The organism is Alsobacter soli, assembly GCF_003004785.1.
Classification (GTDB): Bacteria; Pseudomonadota; Alphaproteobacteria; order Rhizobiales; family Beijerinckiaceae; genus Alsobacter; species Alsobacter soli.
The window spans coordinates 49,557-65,515 of sequence record NZ_PVZS01000011.1 but is presented as its reverse complement, the minus strand read 5'-3'; the positions used below and the strand labels follow the sequence as shown (position 1 = coordinate 65,515).

Genomic DNA, 15,959 nt, shown 5'->3' with positions numbered 1-15,959 from the left:
TGGAGCTTTTCTGCGAGACCGCGCAATGCGGTGCGCATCGCGCCAATGCACGCTTCGCATGGTTGCATGCACGGTGATGTCTCCCGCCCGGTCAGCTCGCCAGCGATCCGAGTCTGCTCGTTACAATGGGCCAGCGCGGCCTCACGCAGGTCAGAATCCGTCAACACCTTCATGAGCCACCTAGCTCAGGCGTTGCAATGCCGACAAGGATTGCGAATGGATTAGTCATCGGGGCGCGACTCTTACGCCGGGTGGTTATCAGACTTACGGCTTAAACTAAATACGTAGAATGTTATAGGTCGTCGTCAATGAACTAACTACACGTCATCCTACGAGTGACAGCGCCCTTTTCAACATCTCAAACGAGATGCAACCAAATCGGCCCCGACAGCGTTTTCTCCCGCCTGGGTTTCGTCTCGGGCCAGTGGGCATTCCGGTTTGCGAACGGGGCCTCTCATGCGTTTGTTGCGTCTTGTCGGGCGGCGGCTGATCCACTCCGGCGTCCTGCGCGTCATGCTCCCCAACGGCCGTATCGAAATCTTTGGCTCGGGCCCGCCCGTGGTGACGATGCGCATCCACGAACCCGTGGCGCTCAGGCGGCTTCTGGTCCATCCCGCCCTCGCGCTGGGCGAGGAGTTCATGAATGGGCGCATCACCGTCGAGGACGGTTCGATCTACGATCTGCTCGACCTGATTCTGAGCAACGCGCAATGGGGCATCCCCGGCGGACCCCTCGCCAAGTTCAACGACCGATTGCGCGTGCTGGCGCGCCGCATCGCCCAGTTCAATCCGGCGACGCGATCACGGAGGAACGTGGCGCACCACTACGACCTCTCGGACCGGCTCTATCAGTTGTTCCTGGATTCCGACCGGCAGTATTCGTGCGCCTACTTCCTTAAAGCGGATGACAGCCTGGAGGTGGCCCAGGGGCAGAAAAAGCGGCACATCGCGGCCAAGCTGCTGCTCGGGCCCGGTCAGAAAGTCCTCGACATCGGTTCAGGCTGGGGTGGCCTCGGTCTTTACCTCGCCTCGCTGGCGGACGTGGAGGTCACGGGCCTCACCTTGTCGCAGGAGCAGTTCCGAGTCTCAAACGAGCGCGCCCAGCAGGCCGGGGTCGCCGACCGGGTGAGATTCGCGCTTCGGGATTATCGGGCGGAGCAGTCACGGTACGACCGGGTCGTCTCGGTCGGGATGTTCGAGCATGTCGGGCTCAACCACTACGACACGTATTTCAAGAAGATCGCCTCGATGCTGACCGATGATGGCGTCGCCATGGTGCACACCATTGGTCGTGATGACGGGCCGGGCGCAACGAACGCCTTCATCCAGAAGTACATCTTCCCGGGCGGTTATGCGCCGGCTCTCCAGGAGATCATCCCGAGCATCCAGCGGGCAGGCCTCTACGTGGCAGATGTCGAGGTGCTGCGGCTGCACTACGCCGAGACGCTGCGCCGCTGGCGCGAGCGCTTCAACGCCAACCGTGACGAGATTCGCGCCCTCTATGACGAGCGCTTCTGCCGGATGTGGGAGTTCTACCTGGCCGGCAGCGAGGCGACGTTCCGTCACGGCGGGCACGTCGTGTTCCAGATCCAGATGTCGAAGCGCGTGGACACCGTGCCGATCACGCGCGGCTACATCACGGCCTTCGAGGCCAGCCACCCGCTCCCCGAAGCGGTCGCGCCGGTGACGCGCCTCGCCGCCGAGTAGCGGCGAGGCGCCCTGCGCTCGTCAGCCGCCGTGGGCCCGGCGCAGGGCCTGGTCGAGATCGGCGTAGAGATCCTCCACGTCCTCGATGCCGGCCGACAGCCGCAGCAGGTCAGGCGGGCAGGGCGAGCCAGCGCCCTCGATGGACGCGCGGTGCTCAATCAGGCTCTCGACCCCGCCCAAGGAGGTGGCGCGCTTCCACAGGGTCACGCCCGCGGCTGTCGCGACGGCGGTGGCCTCGCCGCCCCGGACACGGATCGACAGCATCGCCCCGAAGCCGCCCTGCATCTGGCGGGCGGCGATGTCGTGGCCCGGGTGGGTTTTCAGGCCCGGATAAAGAACGGCGGCCACGTGGGCGTGATTGGAGAAGCGCTGGGCCAGCTCGGCGGCGTTGGCGGCTGCCGCCCGGGCCCTCAGGTCGAGGGTGCGCATGCCCCGGATCAGAAGGAAGGCCTCGAAGGGGCCGAGGATGGCGCCCAGGTTGCGACGGTTCGCGACGATGCGATTCCAGAACGCGTCCTGCTTGCCGGTCGCCAGGGCGCCGGCGATCACGTCCGAATGGCCGTTCAAGGATTTCGTAGCCGCATGCATGACGATGTCGGCGCCCAGGGCGAGCGGACGGGTGAAAACAGGCGTGGCCACTGTGGAGTCGACGCCAAGCTTCGCCCCGGCGCCATGCGCGATGCCCGCTATCGCCTGGATGTCGCTGATCGACCAAAGCGGATTGGAGGGAGTCTCCAGCCAGACGAGCTTGGTGCGCCCGGGCTGGACCGCCTTGCGCATTGCGTCCACGTCGCTCGTGTCCACGAAATCGACGACAAGACCCCAGTGCTTCGCCTCGGTGAGGAGCCAATTGCGTAGCGCCCAGTACATCACGGTAGGGGCCACCACGTGGTCGCCTGGCGCGAGCGCGAGGAAAACGGCCGTCGCAGCGGACATGCCGGAGGAGAAGACCAGAGCGGCCTCGGCCTCCTCCCACATGGCGATCACGGCTTCCGCCTCGCGCACGGTGGCGTTGTCCGGGCGTCCGTAGACATAACCGGTGGTGTACTGGTTGTCCGGATCGCGGATGTAGGTGGTGGCCACGTGAATGGGCGACACCACGGCGTGGGTGGTGGGCTCGACGTGACCGAGCGCCTGCGCGGTCAGGGTGCGCTTGGACCAGCGCGGAGTCTTGCTGCTCGACATGGAGGCTCCCTCGGGGAGCGCGAAATCAACCAGAGCGGGCGCTCGCCTGCAACCCGCCCCTGCGCGCAGACGGGCCCTTGATTTTCGCAATGCTCGCGCGACATCCGAAGCGGGAGATCGACATGACGACAGACATCCGGGCGCGTGCGCCGCTGAATCCGCTTTGGGCGGCCCTGCTTGCGGTCGGCGCTGTCGCGCTGGCGGCCATCATCGGCAACGTCGCCACCATGCCGAACATCCCGACGTGGTATGCGGGGCTGGCGAAGCCCTCTTTCAATCCGCCGAACTGGGTCTTCGGGCCCGTCTGGGGCCTTCTTTACCTGGGCATGGCATTTGCGTTCTGGAGAGTGCTGCGGATCGACGCGGCCGCGCCCGGACGAGGCGCGGCGATCGCCATCTTCGTGGTGCAACTGGCGTTGAACGCCTTCTGGTCCGTCGCCTTCTTCGGCATGCACAACCCGCCACTTGGGCTTGTCGTGGTCATCGCCCTGGAGATCGCCATCCTGGCGACCATCGCGCTGTTCCGCCGGATCGACCCTGTCGCGGGATGGGTCCTGCTGCCCTACGCGGCCTGGGTCGCCTTCGCAACCGTGCTGAACCTGTCGATCGTTCGCCTCAATTGAGGCAGGCCAGCGTGTTCCGCACCACGCCCCGGAGGTCCGCAAGCGAGAAGGGTTTGGCCAACACGTCCTTGATCAGGGCTTCAAGGTCGCGCGCGCGTTCGCGCTGGTCCGCATAGCCGGTCATCAGCAGGATGGGCATTTCGGGACGCGCCTTTGCGGCCGCCAGGGCCAGGGCGATGCCGTCCATCATGGGCATGCGGATGTCGGTGAGAAGGAGGTCATAGTCGGCCCCGTCGGCGGTCAGCATGTCCAGGGCCTCGGCCCCGTCGCAGGCCGCATCAACCGAATGCCCATCGAGTTGCAGTCCGCGGGCGACGAAGCCGCGCAAGGGCTCCTCGTCATCGGCGATGAGAATGCGGGCCATCTGTCCTTCCTCGTGCTCTTCGTCTTTGTCGTTGGTTCAGGCCGCCGCGTCGTCCTTCTCGACGACGCCGATGAAAGGCAGTTCGCGGAAGGAGTGGGCGACGTCCATGCCGTAGCCGACCACGAACATGTCCGGGCACCGGAAGCCGACGAAGTCCGGCTCGATGCTGACTGCGCGCTTGCCAGGCTTCTCCAGCAGGCAGCAGGTCATCACGCGGGCGCCGCGGGCGGCGAGCAGGTCCTTGGCGAAGGCCAGGGTGCGGCCGGACTCGAGGATGTCGTCGACCAGGATCACGTCACGGTCGCGAACCTCGCTCTCGACGTCTCGCAGGATCGAGACCTGGCCGGAGGACACCGTCCCGGCGCGGTAGCTCGACAGGTGCATGAACTCCACCTGGGGCGTCAGGCCCACGCGGTGGAACGCGCGCACCAGATCGGCGGCGAAGATGAAGCTGCCCTTGAGAACGGCGACGACCAGGAGGTCCTTCGGCTCGCGCGCGGCGACTTCGCGTGCGATCTCCTCGTTGCGGGCGGCGATGGCCGCCTCGTCGAACAACACGCGGACGCGCCGCTTCTCGAACATGGTCTCAATCCTGTTCAGCCGGGATCCAGGGCCCTACGCGGCCCGGCGGCCCCGGTCAATGCGCCGATGTTCGCGTCTCGGCTTCAGCGAAGCGCACCACCACCTCGCGGCCGTCCGCGGGAGGGGACGCCAGCCTGGCCTTGAAGGTCGTGCTTTCGCCCTTCGCCAAGGTGGTGCGCGCCGCTTCCGAGGTCCACGCATAGATTTCACGCCCTTCAGGGCCGCGCAAGCTGACCGTGACCTTTGGCACCTCGGCGGTGGGCGCCACGCCCATGATTTCGCCCTCGACCAGGAGGACGGCCTGGTCCTTGTCGATCAGCAGTTCGGAGCGGAGTCCCGCGAACTCGAGTCCGCGCAAGTTCACCGGCATCCCGATCGCGGCATAGAGCCGCGCCGTTTGGGGAAGGAGGCGCACGATGGAGGTCCTGAACCCCACGCCGCTCGCCACGGCTGCGACCAGCAGCGCCGCTGCGGCGTGGACGGGCGTGAGCCGGACCCTTTTCGCCCGAGCGCGGCTTGCAGGCTTGGCCGCGCGCGACGCCCGCCCGCGCTTCGGCGCAGGGGCGCTCAGGGGAGCCTCCACGGAAGCCGACAACGCCGCTTCGTGGGCCTGCTCGCGGCTGGAGGGCGGGATCTCGGCCGCGTCCTGGATATCTGCAGCCATAGCGCCTGCCTCGGCCGGCGCCGCGTGCCAGACCTCGCGGCACTTGGCGCAGCGCAACATCCGTCCCGCCCCGAGTTGCTCGGGGGTCAGGGAATAGGCGCTTCCGCAAGACGGGCAGACGATCTGCATCACGAATCAGGCACAGTGGCGCGGGGGACCATCCCCTGCCTTGCCGTTCATTGGTCGTTCTGCAGCCTTAATGAAGGGTAAAGAGAACTGGGCCAGCATCCCGCCCACAGGTCATCATCCACAGAGGACGTCGGCACGCGTGGTCCGCTTCGAGAACGTCGGCTTGCGCTACGGCATGGGCTCCGAGGTGCTGCGGGACATCACCTTCAGCATCGAGCCGCAGTCGTTCCAGTTCCTGACCGGGCCCTCTGGCGCGGGGAAGACCACGCTCCTGCGGCTCATCCTGCTGGCGCTGCGGCCCACGCGCGGGCTGATCCATCTCTTCGGCCAGGACGTGAACACGCTGGACAAGACCACGCTCACGGGGCTGCGCCGCCGCATGGGAGTCGTGTTCCAGGACTTCCGGCTCCTGGACCACCTGACGACCTACGAAAACGTGGCCTTGCCGCTGCGGGTGCAGGGGCGCGAGGAGGCGAGCTACAGGGCCGAGGTGGTCGAGCTCCTGCGCTGGGTCGGGCTCGGCGAACGCATGCACGTCCTCCCCCCGGTGCTGTCGGGCGGCGAGAAGCAGCGCGCCGCGATCGCGCGCGCGCTGATCGTCCGGCCGGACCTTCTGCTCGCAGACGAGCCCACCGGCAACGTCGACCCGTCGCTGGCGCGGCGCCTGCTGCGGCTCTTCGTGGAGCTCAACAAGACCGGGACCGCGATCGTGATCGCCACCCACGACCTCGCCCTCATGGACCAGTTCGACCAGGCCCGGCGGCTGGTGCTGGGCGACGGCAGGCTGCACATCTATGACTAACGTCGGCATGACAGACTGGAACAGGACGTCGGCGGAGCGCCACGACTGGGCGGAGCCGGAACCCGCGGCCGAGCCGCAGGCCGAACGTCCGCTCGGCCGGAACCAGGCGCTTGTCCCCGCGGCCTCCATCGCCGGGCGGGCGCTGGTCACCGTCATCGCGATCATGACGTTCCTGGCCGCCCTGACGGCCGGAGCGGCTCAACTGCTTGCGGACGCCTCTGCGGACTGGCGCAGCCAGGTGTCGCGCGAAGTCACCATCCAGGTGAGGCCTAGCCCAGGCCGGGCGATCGACGACGAGGTCGCCAAGGCCGCCGCGGCTGCGCGCGCAGCCCCGGGAGTCGCAGACGTGCGCGTCTACACCAAGGAGGAATCGGAGCGGCTGCTCGAGCCCTGGCTGGGCGCGGGGCTGAACTTCGAGGAACTGCCGGTGCCGCGCCTGGTGGTGCTGAAGATCTCCCCGGGGGCCGAAGTGGACTTCGCCGCCCTGCGGCAGACACTCGCCAGCCAGGTCAAAGGCGCGAGCCTCGACGACCACCGGATGTGGATGGAGCGGCTCTCCACGATGGCCAACACCTTCGTGCTGCTGGGCATCGGGATCCTCGGGCTCGTCCTCACCGCCACCGCCCTGGCGGTGGCCTTCGCCACCCGGGGGGCGATGGACGGCAATCGCGGCATCGTGGAGGTGCTGCACTTCGTGGGCGCCAGCGACGCCTACATCGCCTCCGAATTCCAGCGCCATTTCCTGCGGCTCGGGCTGCGCGGCGGCGCCATCGGGGGCGGGGCGGCGCTTGTGTTCTTCCTCCTTGCTGGCTGGCTGGCCGCCGCCTGGGCGGCGACGCCGGAAGGAACGCAACTGGAGGCCCTCTTCGGCCGTTTTTCGATAGGCTGGAGGGGCTTCGCCGCCGTCGTGGCGATTGCGCTTCTGGTCGCCGGGGTCACGGCGATCGTGTCGGGGCTCACGGTCCGGCGAACGCTGCAGGAGCTCGCATGAGCGCGGGACAACCGGCGTGCGCTTGCGCCGTTCCTCGGCTATGGAACTCCATGACGCTAGCGGCGTCGCTTGAAGAGGTCGATTTGCTGGAGAGCACAGGTCCAGTCGCAGCGCCCTCGCCGGGATGGCCAACGCCATGCTGAGGCTCGCGCGCAACCTGACGATCACGGCCTGCCTGCTGGCGGGCTGCGCCCTCGTGGGCGGCTTCATGCTCTTCGTCCAGAGCCTCGCCCGCAGCGAGCCCATCCCGGTGAACCGCGTGGAAGGAATCGTGGCCCTGACCGGCGGCTCGGAGCGGATTTCCGATGCGGTCGACCTCCTGGCGCGCGGCAAGGGCGACCGGCTTCTCATCACCGGCGTCAACGGAAAGACCACCAAGGAGGAGATCGCGCGGCAGCGGCCGGATCTCCGCTCCGTGTTCGACTGCTGCGTGGACCTCGACTACCAGGCCCTGAACACGGTCGGCAACGCTGTGCAGACGCGCAACTGGGCGCGCCGGCACGGGTTCAGGCGGCTGCTGGTGGTCACGTCCACCTATCACATGCCCCGGACCCTGGCCGAGCTGGGGCACGCCATGCCGGAGGGCGAGTTCCTGCCCCATCCGGTGGTGGCCGACCGCCTGGATCTCGACGGCTGGTGGCGGGAGCCGGGCACCATGAAGCTGCTGGCGCTCGAATATGTGAAGTTCGTGGCCGCCGTGACCCGGATCGGTGTCGGCGCGCCGGATCCGGAGCGGGCCACCACCGCGTCTGGCGGTCCCCGCACGGTGTCGGCGTTGCGGTGAGCCGTTTCTTTGGCGCGTGAAACGCTCTAAGCAGGGCTGCTTCAGCGCCGCCCGGACCCGCCATGACGCCTCGCTCCCTCGCCCTCAACGCCGTGCTCTATGTCAGCCTCGTGCTCTACATGCTGCTGGCGCTGCCGAGTTTCGTTCTGCCGCGAAGCGCCCTGATGGCCTATGTGCGCGGGTGGGGTCACTACTTCGTCTGGATCTGCCGGGTGATCGGGGGCATCGGCCTCGAGGTGCGCGGGCGTGAGAACATCCCGCCCGGGCCGCTGCTGGTCGCCTCCAAGCACCAGTCGATCTGGGAAACCTTCGCGCTGATCGGGCTCTTCGACGACCCCTGCTTCATCCTCAAGCAGGAGCTGACCTGGATTCCGCTGTTCGGGTGGTACGCCATGAAGGCGCGCATGCTGCCGGTCGACCGCCGGGGCGGCTCCGGGGTGCTGCGCCAGCTCAACGAGCGTGCGCGGTCGGAAATCCGGCGCGGCGCAGGCCGGCAACTGCTGATCTTCCCCGAGGGGACGCGGCGCGCGGCGGGGGCCCCGCCGGCCTACCGGCACGGCGTGGTGCACATGTACGAGAAACTGGGCGTTCCCTGCCTGCCGGTGGCGCTGAACTCCGGCCTGTTCTGGCCGCGGCGCAGCCTCAAGCACCGGCAGGGCACGGTGCTGGTCGAAATCCTGCCGCCGCTGCCGCCCGCCATGCCGCGTGACGCTTTCGCGTCCGAACTGCAGCAGCGGATCGAGGAGGCCTCCGACCGGCTTCTGGCCGAAGGCCTGAAGGAGCTCGGCGCGAACGCGCCGGCGATCCCGGCCCCGGGCTAGGTAAAGGGCCGCCAGCCCGGTTTCATTGACTCATCTGGCCGTTTCGCTTATTTGGCCGCCTATCAACGACGATCTTCGTCTTGAGCCGCCGCCCGGGCCTGGAGCCCGGAGGTCCACGCCCGACAGCGCGATGCGCCCTCGGGCGCGTTTGGCTTTGGACGCAGGGTCGCCGCATTCCTAGGCTTGATGCCGCCCGGGGCGGATCAGGCAAACAGGCGGGTGACGATGTTCGAAGGGCTTTCCGACAAGCTCTCAGGCATTCTGGACAAGCTGACGCGCCGCGGCGCGTTGACGGAAGAGGACGTCAACGCCGCCTTGCGTGAGGTCCGGCGCGCCCTGATCGAAGCCGACGTGGCGCTCGAAGTCGTGCGCTCGTTCACCGACAAGGTCCGCGCCCGCGCGGTCGGCGCCGAGGTGATCAAGTCGGTGACCCCCGGCCAGATGGTCGTGAAGATCGTCCACGACACGCTGGTGGAGACGCTGGGCTCCGAGGCGGATCCGATCAATCTGGACGCCGTCCCGCCGGTGCCGATCCTGATGGTCGGACTGCAGGGTTCGGGCAAGACAACCTCCACGGCCAAGATCGCCAAGCGGTTGACCGAGCGCGACCGCAAGAAGGTGCTGCTGGCGTCCCTCGACACGCGCCGCCCGGCCGCCATGGAGCAGCTCGCGGTCCTCGGCCAGCAGGTCGGCGTCGAGACTCTGCCCATCGTGGCCGGCCAGAGCGCCGTGCAGATCGCCCGGCGGGCCCTGGACGCGGGCCGCCTTGGCGGTTTCGACGTGGTGATGCTCGACACCGCCGGCCGCACCACGGTGGACGAGGCCCTGATGGCCGAAGTCGCCGAAGTCAAGGCTATCACCCATCCGCATGAGGTGCTGCTCGTCGCCGACGCGCTGACCGGCCAGGACGCGGTCAACACCGCGCGCGCCTTCGACAGCCGCGTGGGCGTCACCGGCATCGTGCTCACCCGCGTCGACGGCGATGGCCGCGGCGGCGCAGCACTCTCCATGCGGGCCGTCACCGGCAAGCCCATCAAGCTCGTCGGCGTCGGCGAGAAGATGGACGCGCTGGACGAGTTCCACCCGGCGCGCATCGCCAACCGCATTCTGGGCATGGGCGACATCGTGTCGCTCGTCGAGAAGGCGGCGCAGACCATCGACCAGGAGAAGGCGCTTCGCATCGCCGACAAGATGCGCAAGGGCAAGTTCGACCTGGACGACATGCGCGAGCAGCTCGGGCAGGTGGAAAAGCTCGGCGGCATGGGCGGCCTGCTCGGCATGATCCCGGGCATCGCCAAAATGAAGGACCAGATCGCCAGCGCCAACCTGGACGGCAAGGTGATCGGCCACCAGATCGCGATCATCAACTCGATGACCGCGGCCGAGCGCCGGAACCCGGACGTGCTGAAGGCGTCCCGCAAGAAGCGCATCGCGGCGGGCTCCGGCACGAAGGTCGAGGAGGTGAACCGCCTCCTCAAGCAGCACCGGCAGATGGCCGACATGATGAAAATGATGGGCCAGGGCGGAAAGCGCGGGCCCATGGCCGGGCTGGCCAACATGTTCGGGCTCGGCGGAGGCGGCATGCCGCAGGTCACGCCCGAGATGCTGGAGCAGCTCAAGGACAAGCTGCCGCCGGGCAGCCTGCCGCCCGGAATGGGCGGCGGGTTGCCGGCGACGCCTCCCCCGGGCCTGACCGGCGGCCCGAAGGGGCCCGGCCTGCCCGGGCTCGGCAAGCCGGGCCTCCCCGGCCTGGGCGGCCCGAAGCTGCCGGGCCTCGGCGGCTTCAACCCGTTCGGGGGCAAGAAGAAGTGAGTTCGGCGCGCGGCCGCCCGCATCCCGTCGGCGGCCTGCGCTCCCTTTCCAATCCAAGATCGACGGGAAAACTGAGGACCACACCATGTCTCTGAAGATCCGACTCGCCCGCGGCGGCGCCAAGAAGCGTCCCCACTACTCGATCGTCGTGGCGGACAGCCGCTATCCGCGCGACGGCCGCTTCATCGAGAAGCTTGGCACCTTCGACCCGATGAAGCCGAAGGACGCCGCCGACCGCGTGCAGTTCGACGCCGACAAGGCCAAGGCTTGGCTGGTCAAAGGCGCGCAGCCGACCGATCGCGTGGCCCGTTTCTTCGACGCGGCCGGCCTCATGAAGCGTGACGCCCGCAACAACCCCGAGAAGGCCAAGCCGAAGAAGAAGGCGCAGGAGCGCGCCGCTGCGGCCGCCGCTGCCGCTGGCGAAGCCGCCGAGTAAGGCTGGCCTGCCCATTTGATCCTCTCCCCCACACGGGGAGAGGGCTGGGGTGAGGGTTCGCTCTTGACGGCCCCTCATCCGGCCTTGCATGTGCTCGCACACCTGCATCCGCCGGAAGCGGGTTACTCACGGAGCGCCTGTTTGACCCGCGATCTCATCCTCATGGGCGTGCTCGGAGCCCCTCACGGGGTTCGGGGCGAGATGCGGTTGAAATCCTTTACGGAAGAGCCGCTCGCCATCGCGGATTACGGCGTCCTGAGCGACGAGCCGGGGCAACGCCAGTTCACCATTCTGTCCGCGCGGCTCGTCAAGGACGACATGCTCGTCGTGCGGCTCGAGGGCGTGTCCGACCGCGACAAGGCGGCGGCGCTGACCAACACTCGTCTTTACGCCACGCGTGACCAGTTGCCTCCCGTCGAGGAGGACGACGAGTTCTACCAGGCCGACCTTGTCGGCCTGGCCGTCGAGGCCGAGAACGGAGAACCGATCGGAACCGTTCTTGCGGTGCTCGATTTCGGCGCCGGGGACATCCTCGAGGTTCAGCCCGCTTCCGGCGGGCGGCCAATCATGCTTCCCTTCACCAAGGCCGTGATCCCGACCGTGGACCTTGCCGCCGGGCGGCTGGTCGCCGTTCCGCCGGTGGAGACATCGGGCGAGGAAGAACCCCCCGAGGAGGCCGTATGAGCGAAGAAGACGTCGTCCAAGCCGCCGATCCTGAATTCCCCCAACAGCTGCTCGAGGGGTACCGAGCCTTCTGCGAGAACCGCCTGCCACGCGAGCGGGAGCGCTTCGAGGAGCTGGCTGCTAGCGGCCAGAAACCGCGGGTCCTGCTCATCGGGTGCTGCGACTCCCGCGTCTCTCCGGAAGTGATCTTCGATGCGCGACCCGGCGAGATCTTCGTGGTGCGCAATGTGGCGAACCTCGTGCCGCCCTACGAGCCGGGAGACGAGCATAACCATGGCACCTCGGCGGCGCTCGAGTTCGCCGTCATGGGCCTTCGGGTCGAGCACATCGTGGTGATGGGCCACGCGCTCTGCGGCGGCGTGCGCGCCTTCGCGGAGAACGAGGCGGATCCCTACACGCGGCCGCTGTCGCCAGGCGATTTCATCGGCCGCTGGATCAAGCTGATCGCGCCGGCCTACGGGGCCGCTGGGCCGGGCTCGCCGTCTGACGAAGGCTACCTCGAGAAGCTCGGGATGGCGTCGGTGGAGAACAGCATCGCCAACCTGCTCACCTTTCCGTGCATCCGCACCCTGGTGGAACGCAAGCGGCTCGCGCTGCATGGAGCCTATTTCGGCGTGACCACCGGTCGCCTGCTGGTGCGCAATCCCGCGAGCAAGGCCTTCGAGCCCGTCGGGCCCGGGCCGGAGGGCCGCTTCTCGCTCATGCATTGCGGCTGACGATGGCGCTCCCGGTTTCCCCCGCCGCCATCGCGGCCGCCTATGAGCGCATCGCCCCGCATGTGCGCCGCACGCCGCTGATGCCCGCCGACCCTGTCGGCGTGGCCATCGTGACGTTCAAGCTCGAACTGCTGCAAGACGCCGGCTCCTTCAAGACCCGCGGCGCCTTCAACACGTTGCTCGGCAGCGCCGTGCCGCCCGTCGGGGTCGCCGCGGCCTCCGGGGGCAACCACGGAATCGCAACGGCGCTCGCGGCGAGGCGGCTGGGCCATAAGGCCCGCATCTTCGTTCCGGAGATCTCCTCTCCGGTGAAGATCGCGGCCATCCGGGCGCAAGGCGCCGACGTGGTCGTGGGCGGAGCCCGCTACGCCGACGCCCAGGACGCCTGCGACCGGTACGTGGCGGAGAGCGGCGCGCTGAAGGTGCATCCCTACGACGCTGTGGGCACCCTGGAGGGCCAGGGCACGGTGGCGCTCGAATGGGAACGCGACCAGGAGCTCCTCGGCATGGGGGCGCTGGACACGGTTCTGGTCGCGGTCGGCGGCGGCGGCCTCGCCGCCGGCATGGCGGCCTATTTGGCCGGGCGCGTGAAGGTCGTGGCGGTTGAGCCGGAGGGCTCGCGTTGCCTCCACGCTGCGCTGGAGGCCGGCGAGCCGGTCGATGTTCCGGTGGAGTCGGTCGCGGCCGATTCGCTGGGCGCCCGCCGCGTCGGCGCCCTGCCGTTTGCGGTGGCGCGCGAGGCGATCGACCACGTGGCCCTGGTGACTGACGCGGCGATCCGCGAGGCGCAGAAGCGACTCTGGACAGATTACCGGATCGTCTCCGAGCCGGGCGGCGCCGCCGCCTTCGGGGCCCTGCTGTCGGGCGCCTACCAGCCACGCCCCGGCGAGCGCGTAGGCGTGCTGTTGTGCGGCGGCAACGTGGATCCGGCTACCCTGGCCGGGCTTTGAGATGGCCTGGTCCGCCACGGTCCTGACGCTCTTCCCGGAGATGTTTCCGGGCCCGCTCGGCCTGTCGCTCGCCGGCGACGCGCTCAAGCGCGGGGCCTGGTCGCTGGACGCCTACGACATCCGCAATCACGGCCTCGGCCGGCACCGCGCTGTGGACGACACGCCCGCCGGGGGCGGGGCCGGCATGGTCATCCGCGCGGACGTGCTCGCTGCGGCGACCGACGCCGTGTCCCCTGCCGATGACGCGCGTCCGCGGTTGTTGATGAGCCCGCGTGGGCGGCCCCTGACGCAGGCCCGTGTGCGGGAGCTCGCGGCGGGCCCGGGCGCGGTGATCGTGTGCGGGCGCTTCGAGGGCGTGGACGAGCGCGTCATCGAAGGGCGGCGGCTCGAGGAGGTCTCCATCGGCGACTACATCCTCAGCGGGGGAGAACTGGCCGCCCTTGTGACCATCGACGCCTGTGTGCGGCTCCTCCCGGGCGTCATGGGCAAGGAGGTTTCCGGCGAGGACGAGAGTTTCGAGGGCGGGCTGCTGGAATATCCGCACTACACCCGCCCGCGAGACTGGGAGGGCCGCGCGATCCCGGACGTGCTGCTCTCGGGCGACCACGGGCGCATCGCCCGCTGGCGGCGCGAGCAGGCGGAGGCGCTCACGCGCGCGCGGCGGCCCGACCTGCTGAAGTAGGCCGCTCGACAAACCGTCGCGGCTCGTGTATGGACCCGCGTCCCAACTGACAACAGCGTTCCGAAACGCTCGCCCGACAGGGCGAAACGGAGATGTGACATGGACATCATTCAGCAGCTCGAGAAGGAGCAGGCCGAGCGCCTCGCTTCCGCCCGCGGCATCCCGGACTTCCGTCCCGGCGACACCGTCCAGGTGAACGTGAAGGTCGTCGAAGGCGAGCGCACCCGCGTGCAGGCCTACGAGGGCGTCTGCATCGCCCGCAACGGCGGCGGCCTCAACGAGAGCTTCACGGTTCGCAAGATCAGCTACGGCGAGGGCGTCGAGCGCGTCTTCCCAGTCTATTCGCCGCTGATCGAGTCCATCAAGGTCGTCCGCACCGGCAAGGTGCGCCGCGCCAAGCTGTATTACCTGCGCGACCGCCGCGGCAAGTCGGCCCGCATCGCCGAGCGCAAGGACGCCCCGAAGGCGGACAAGGCGGCTCCGGCCGCCGAGTAAGGCCGCGCCGCTCAGGCGGCCGCCCGAGAATTCAGGCCTGCGTGCGCAGCTTCAGCGCCCGCAGGCCTTTCTGTTTGCGGAGCCCCTGGAAATCGAGCGCCCACAGGGCGACACCATAAGCGGCCGCCCCGAGCGCCACCATGGCGGCGAGGCCCGTCACGCCGTGCAGCTCCTGGCGCAACGGCCAGAGGACGAGGGCCATCGTGGCGCAGGCGGCTCCGATGCGGGCGAGGCTCCGCCAGGGCGGGCCCGCCGGAAAGACGCGCCAGACCACCAGGGCCTGCAGCGCGAAGGTGAGCCCCGCGCCGGAGGTCTGGGCCCAGGCGATCCCCAGCGCGCCATGCGTTGGAACCAGGACCACGCCGGCGGCGACCGACGCCACCACACCCGCCAACACACACCACAGGGCAGGCGCCGTTCGCTCCGCGGCGAAGAGCGGCTGGTTCAGGATGAACTGCCGCCCAGCCGTGAAGACGCATTGCAAGGCCACCCAGCCGGACAGCTGCACGAACATGTCCCGCTGGTCCGGGCTCAAGGCGAGCCGCGCGAATGCGGGCGCAACCAGGTAGAAGCCCAGAAGCATCGGCGCGAGAACTGCAATGCTGAAGCCGATGTTGGTGGAGAGGGTGGTTCTGCCGGCTTCTCGGCCCTGCTCTACCAGCGCGGTGAGCGCCAGGGGCAGGAGGGCCAGCTCCAGGGCGAAGCCCGCTGCCCCCACCGTGCGGGTCAGCAGTTCGTTGGCGAGGGCGTAGGCGCCGTATACCGAGGCGCCGTGAGTCCCGATCGCCAGGGTGGCGAGGGCGAGGGCGCCTCCGGAGAGCGCCGCGTCGGCCAGCACGCTCGCCCCGCCAAATCGCAGGAAGCGCGCCGCCTGGGCCGGCTCGGGAAAGCCTGCCCTGAGATGAAACGGCCTGCGCGCCAGAACGAGGTACGCCACGCCCGCGCATTGGGCGGCCGCCAGGGCGCCCACAACCCCGACCGCGCCGGCGCCGGCCCAGACGGCCCCCAGGGCGAACAGCAGCGTCGCTGCGGCGCGCGGCAGGATCAGCATGCCCAGGTCGCGGTCGTCGCAGGTCGAGCGCGCGATGGCGACCCGGCTCTCGACATAGCCGAGCGCGGCTACGTGCACGGCGATCGCCAGCAGCATCGGCCCGCTGACCTGGGCGGGGGCCAGAGCGTAGGCTAGGAACGAAAGAGGCGGCACCAGCATCACCGCGCCAGCCATGGAGGCCTCCAGGGTGACGCGTCGGTTCTCCCGGCCTTCCGTCTCCCCCACCCAGTAGCGGATGATGCTGAGCGACAGCCAGTCGAACAGTGACGTGGCGCCGAACAGCACGACGCCGCGGGCGTAGGTGAGCTCGCCGAAGGCTGAGGGCGGCAGCATCCAGCTCAGCGCCACCATCAGGATCGCGCTAACGGCCGAGTTGGAGATCGAGATCAGGAATCGGGTCACGCCTGGGCCTGCACAACGCCGAGGTCCGCCTCGCAGCGGCCTCTGACCCGGAGAAAACACCATGCCGGGCTTAAGATTG

The 15,959-nt window shown here is 68.8% G+C and carries 18 protein-coding genes; 13 read left to right on the top strand and 5 right to left on the bottom strand.

Features of this window, described 5'->3' with window-relative positions; translation table 11 throughout:
- The first annotated feature begins 456 nt into the window (after window positions 1–456).
- Window positions 457–1,707: an SAM-dependent methyltransferase gene (locus tag SLNSH_RS11805; RefSeq protein WP_106337195.1), complete on the top strand. Its 1,251-nt coding sequence runs from the start codon at window positions 457–459 to the stop codon at window positions 1,705–1,707.
- Between the two features lie 21 nt (window positions 1,708–1,728).
- Here the strand turns inward: SLNSH_RS11805 and SLNSH_RS11800 are convergent, their stop codons facing one another.
- The gene (locus tag SLNSH_RS11800; protein ID WP_106337194.1) at window positions 1,729–2,892 is read right to left on the bottom strand and encodes a trans-sulfuration enzyme family protein; all 1,164 of its coding nucleotides are present in this window, start codon (window positions 2,890–2,892) and stop codon (window positions 1,729–1,731) included.
- 122 nt (window positions 2,893–3,014) lie between these two features.
- On the opposite strand from SLNSH_RS11800, the gene SLNSH_RS11795 reads away from it, so the two are divergent.
- Entirely contained in the window at window positions 3,015–3,515 is a 501-nt protein-coding gene (locus SLNSH_RS11795) for a TspO/MBR family protein (protein ID WP_106337303.1), read from the top strand.
- Here SLNSH_RS11795 and SLNSH_RS11790 read toward each other — a convergent pair.
- From SLNSH_RS11790 to SLNSH_RS11780, 3 genes are read right to left on the bottom strand one after another with little or no spacing between them, the layout of a single operon-like run.
- The gene (locus SLNSH_RS11790) at window positions 3,508–3,879 is read right to left on the bottom strand and encodes a response regulator (protein WP_106337193.1); all 372 of its coding nucleotides are present in this window, start codon (window positions 3,877–3,879) and stop codon (window positions 3,508–3,510) included. The genes SLNSH_RS11795 and SLNSH_RS11790 overlap by 8 nt on opposite strands.
- Before the next feature lie 36 nt (window positions 3,880–3,915).
- Entirely contained in the window at window positions 3,916–4,461 is a 546-nt protein-coding gene (hpt, locus tag SLNSH_RS11785) for a hypoxanthine phosphoribosyltransferase (RefSeq protein WP_106337192.1), read from the bottom strand.
- Window positions 4,462–4,516: 55 nt separating this feature from the next.
- Complete coding sequence (locus tag SLNSH_RS11780; protein WP_106337191.1) at window positions 4,517–5,254, bottom strand: zinc-ribbon domain-containing protein; 738 nt, start codon at window positions 5,252–5,254, stop codon at window positions 4,517–4,519.
- 175 nt (window positions 5,255–5,429) lie between these two features.
- On the opposite strand from SLNSH_RS11780, the gene ftsE reads away from it, so the two are divergent.
- From ftsE to rplS, 11 genes are all read left to right on the top strand, one after another.
- Window positions 5,430–6,056: a cell division ATP-binding protein FtsE gene (gene ftsE / locus SLNSH_RS11775; protein ID WP_245422300.1), complete on the top strand. Its 627-nt coding sequence runs from the start codon at window positions 5,430–5,432 to the stop codon at window positions 6,054–6,056.
- Window positions 6,049–7,047 carry a cell division protein FtsX gene (locus SLNSH_RS11770; RefSeq protein WP_196240246.1) on the top strand — a complete coding sequence of 333 codons (999 nt, stop codon included), beginning with the start codon at window positions 6,049–6,051 and terminating at the stop codon, window positions 7,045–7,047. The genes ftsE and SLNSH_RS11770 overlap by 8 nt, the downstream gene beginning before the upstream one ends.
- A 136-nt stretch (window positions 7,048–7,183) precedes the next feature.
- Window positions 7,184–7,831 carry a YdcF family protein gene (locus tag SLNSH_RS11765; protein ID WP_245422278.1) on the top strand — a complete coding sequence of 216 codons (648 nt, stop codon included), beginning with the start codon at window positions 7,184–7,186 and terminating at the stop codon, window positions 7,829–7,831.
- A gap of 62 nt (window positions 7,832–7,893) precedes the next feature.
- Window positions 7,894–8,652 (top strand): lysophospholipid acyltransferase family protein, encoded by a 759-nt coding sequence (locus SLNSH_RS25150; protein ID WP_196240245.1) that lies wholly within the window; start codon window positions 7,894–7,896, stop codon window positions 8,650–8,652.
- A gap of 225 nt (window positions 8,653–8,877) precedes the next feature.
- On the top strand, window positions 8,878–10,464 hold the full coding sequence (gene ffh / locus SLNSH_RS25145; RefSeq protein WP_196240244.1) for a signal recognition particle protein: 1,587 nt from the start codon (window positions 8,878–8,880) through the stop codon (window positions 10,462–10,464).
- A gap of 85 nt (window positions 10,465–10,549) precedes the next feature.
- Window positions 10,550–10,900, top strand: a complete 351-nt coding sequence (gene rpsP, locus SLNSH_RS11755; RefSeq protein ID WP_106337188.1) for a 30S ribosomal protein S16 — start codon at window positions 10,550–10,552, stop codon at window positions 10,898–10,900.
- 141 nt (window positions 10,901–11,041) lie between these two features.
- The gene (rimM, locus tag SLNSH_RS11750; protein ID WP_106337187.1) at window positions 11,042–11,584 is read left to right on the top strand and encodes a ribosome maturation factor RimM; all 543 of its coding nucleotides are present in this window, start codon (window positions 11,042–11,044) and stop codon (window positions 11,582–11,584) included.
- Window positions 11,581–12,300: a carbonic anhydrase gene (locus SLNSH_RS11745; RefSeq protein ID WP_106337186.1), complete on the top strand. Its 720-nt coding sequence runs from the start codon at window positions 11,581–11,583 to the stop codon at window positions 12,298–12,300. The genes rimM and SLNSH_RS11745 overlap by 4 nt, the downstream gene beginning before the upstream one ends.
- Window positions 12,301–12,302: 2 nt before the next feature.
- On the top strand, window positions 12,303–13,250 hold the full coding sequence (locus SLNSH_RS11740) for a threonine/serine dehydratase (RefSeq protein ID WP_106337185.1): 948 nt from the start codon (window positions 12,303–12,305) through the stop codon (window positions 13,248–13,250).
- Window position 13,251: 1 nt separating this feature from the next.
- Window positions 13,252–13,932, top strand: coding sequence for a tRNA (guanosine(37)-N1)-methyltransferase TrmD (trmD, locus tag SLNSH_RS11735; protein WP_106337184.1), 681 nt, complete (start codon window positions 13,252–13,254; stop codon window positions 13,930–13,932).
- 99 nt (window positions 13,933–14,031) lie between these two features.
- Window positions 14,032–14,427 carry a 50S ribosomal protein L19 gene (gene rplS, locus SLNSH_RS11730; RefSeq protein WP_106337183.1) on the top strand — a complete coding sequence of 132 codons (396 nt, stop codon included), beginning with the start codon at window positions 14,032–14,034 and terminating at the stop codon, window positions 14,425–14,427.
- A gap of 31 nt (window positions 14,428–14,458) precedes the next feature.
- Here rplS and SLNSH_RS11725 read toward each other — a convergent pair whose 3' ends face one another.
- Window positions 14,459–15,880 carry a polysaccharide biosynthesis C-terminal domain-containing protein gene (locus SLNSH_RS11725; protein WP_106337182.1) on the bottom strand — a complete coding sequence of 474 codons (1,422 nt, stop codon included), beginning with the start codon at window positions 15,878–15,880 and terminating at the stop codon, window positions 14,459–14,461.
- Window positions 15,881–15,959 lie beyond the last annotated feature (79 nt).

Coding starts and splice junctions, on each gene's coding strand:
- SLNSH_RS11805 (WP_106337195.1), top strand. CDS start 457: ATGCGTTTGTTGCGTCTTGTCGGGCGGCGGCTGATCCACTCCGGCGTC.
- SLNSH_RS11800 (WP_106337194.1), bottom strand. CDS start 2,892: ATGTCGAGCAGCAAGACTCCGCGCTGGTCCAAGCGCACCCTGACCGCG.
- SLNSH_RS11795 (WP_106337303.1), top strand. CDS start 3,015: ATGACGACAGACATCCGGGCGCGTGCGCCGCTGAATCCGCTTTGGGCG.
- SLNSH_RS11790 (WP_106337193.1), bottom strand. CDS start 3,879: ATGGCCCGCATTCTCATCGCCGATGACGAGGAGCCCTTGCGCGGCTTC.
- hpt (WP_106337192.1), bottom strand. CDS start 4,461: ATGTTCGAGAAGCGGCGCGTCCGCGTGTTGTTCGACGAGGCGGCCATC.
- SLNSH_RS11780 (WP_106337191.1), bottom strand. CDS start 5,254: ATGCAGATCGTCTGCCCGTCTTGCGGAAGCGCCTATTCCCTGACCCCC.
- ftsE (WP_245422300.1), top strand. CDS start 5,430: ATGGGCTCCGAGGTGCTGCGGGACATCACCTTCAGCATCGAGCCGCAG.
- SLNSH_RS11770 (WP_196240246.1), top strand. CDS start 6,049: ATGACTAACGTCGGCATGACAGACTGGAACAGGACGTCGGCGGAGCGC.
- SLNSH_RS11765 (WP_245422278.1), top strand. CDS start 7,184: ATGCTGAGGCTCGCGCGCAACCTGACGATCACGGCCTGCCTGCTGGCG.
- SLNSH_RS25150 (WP_196240245.1), top strand. CDS start 7,894: ATGACGCCTCGCTCCCTCGCCCTCAACGCCGTGCTCTATGTCAGCCTC.
- ffh (WP_196240244.1), top strand. CDS start 8,878: ATGTTCGAAGGGCTTTCCGACAAGCTCTCAGGCATTCTGGACAAGCTG.
- rpsP (WP_106337188.1), top strand. CDS start 10,550: ATGTCTCTGAAGATCCGACTCGCCCGCGGCGGCGCCAAGAAGCGTCCC.
- SLNSH_RS11745 (WP_106337186.1), top strand. CDS start 11,581: ATGAGCGAAGAAGACGTCGTCCAAGCCGCCGATCCTGAATTCCCCCAA.
- SLNSH_RS11740 (WP_106337185.1), top strand. CDS start 12,303: ATGGCGCTCCCGGTTTCCCCCGCCGCCATCGCGGCCGCCTATGAGCGC.
- trmD (WP_106337184.1), top strand. CDS start 13,252: ATGGCCTGGTCCGCCACGGTCCTGACGCTCTTCCCGGAGATGTTTCCG.
- rplS (WP_106337183.1), top strand. CDS start 14,032: ATGGACATCATTCAGCAGCTCGAGAAGGAGCAGGCCGAGCGCCTCGCT.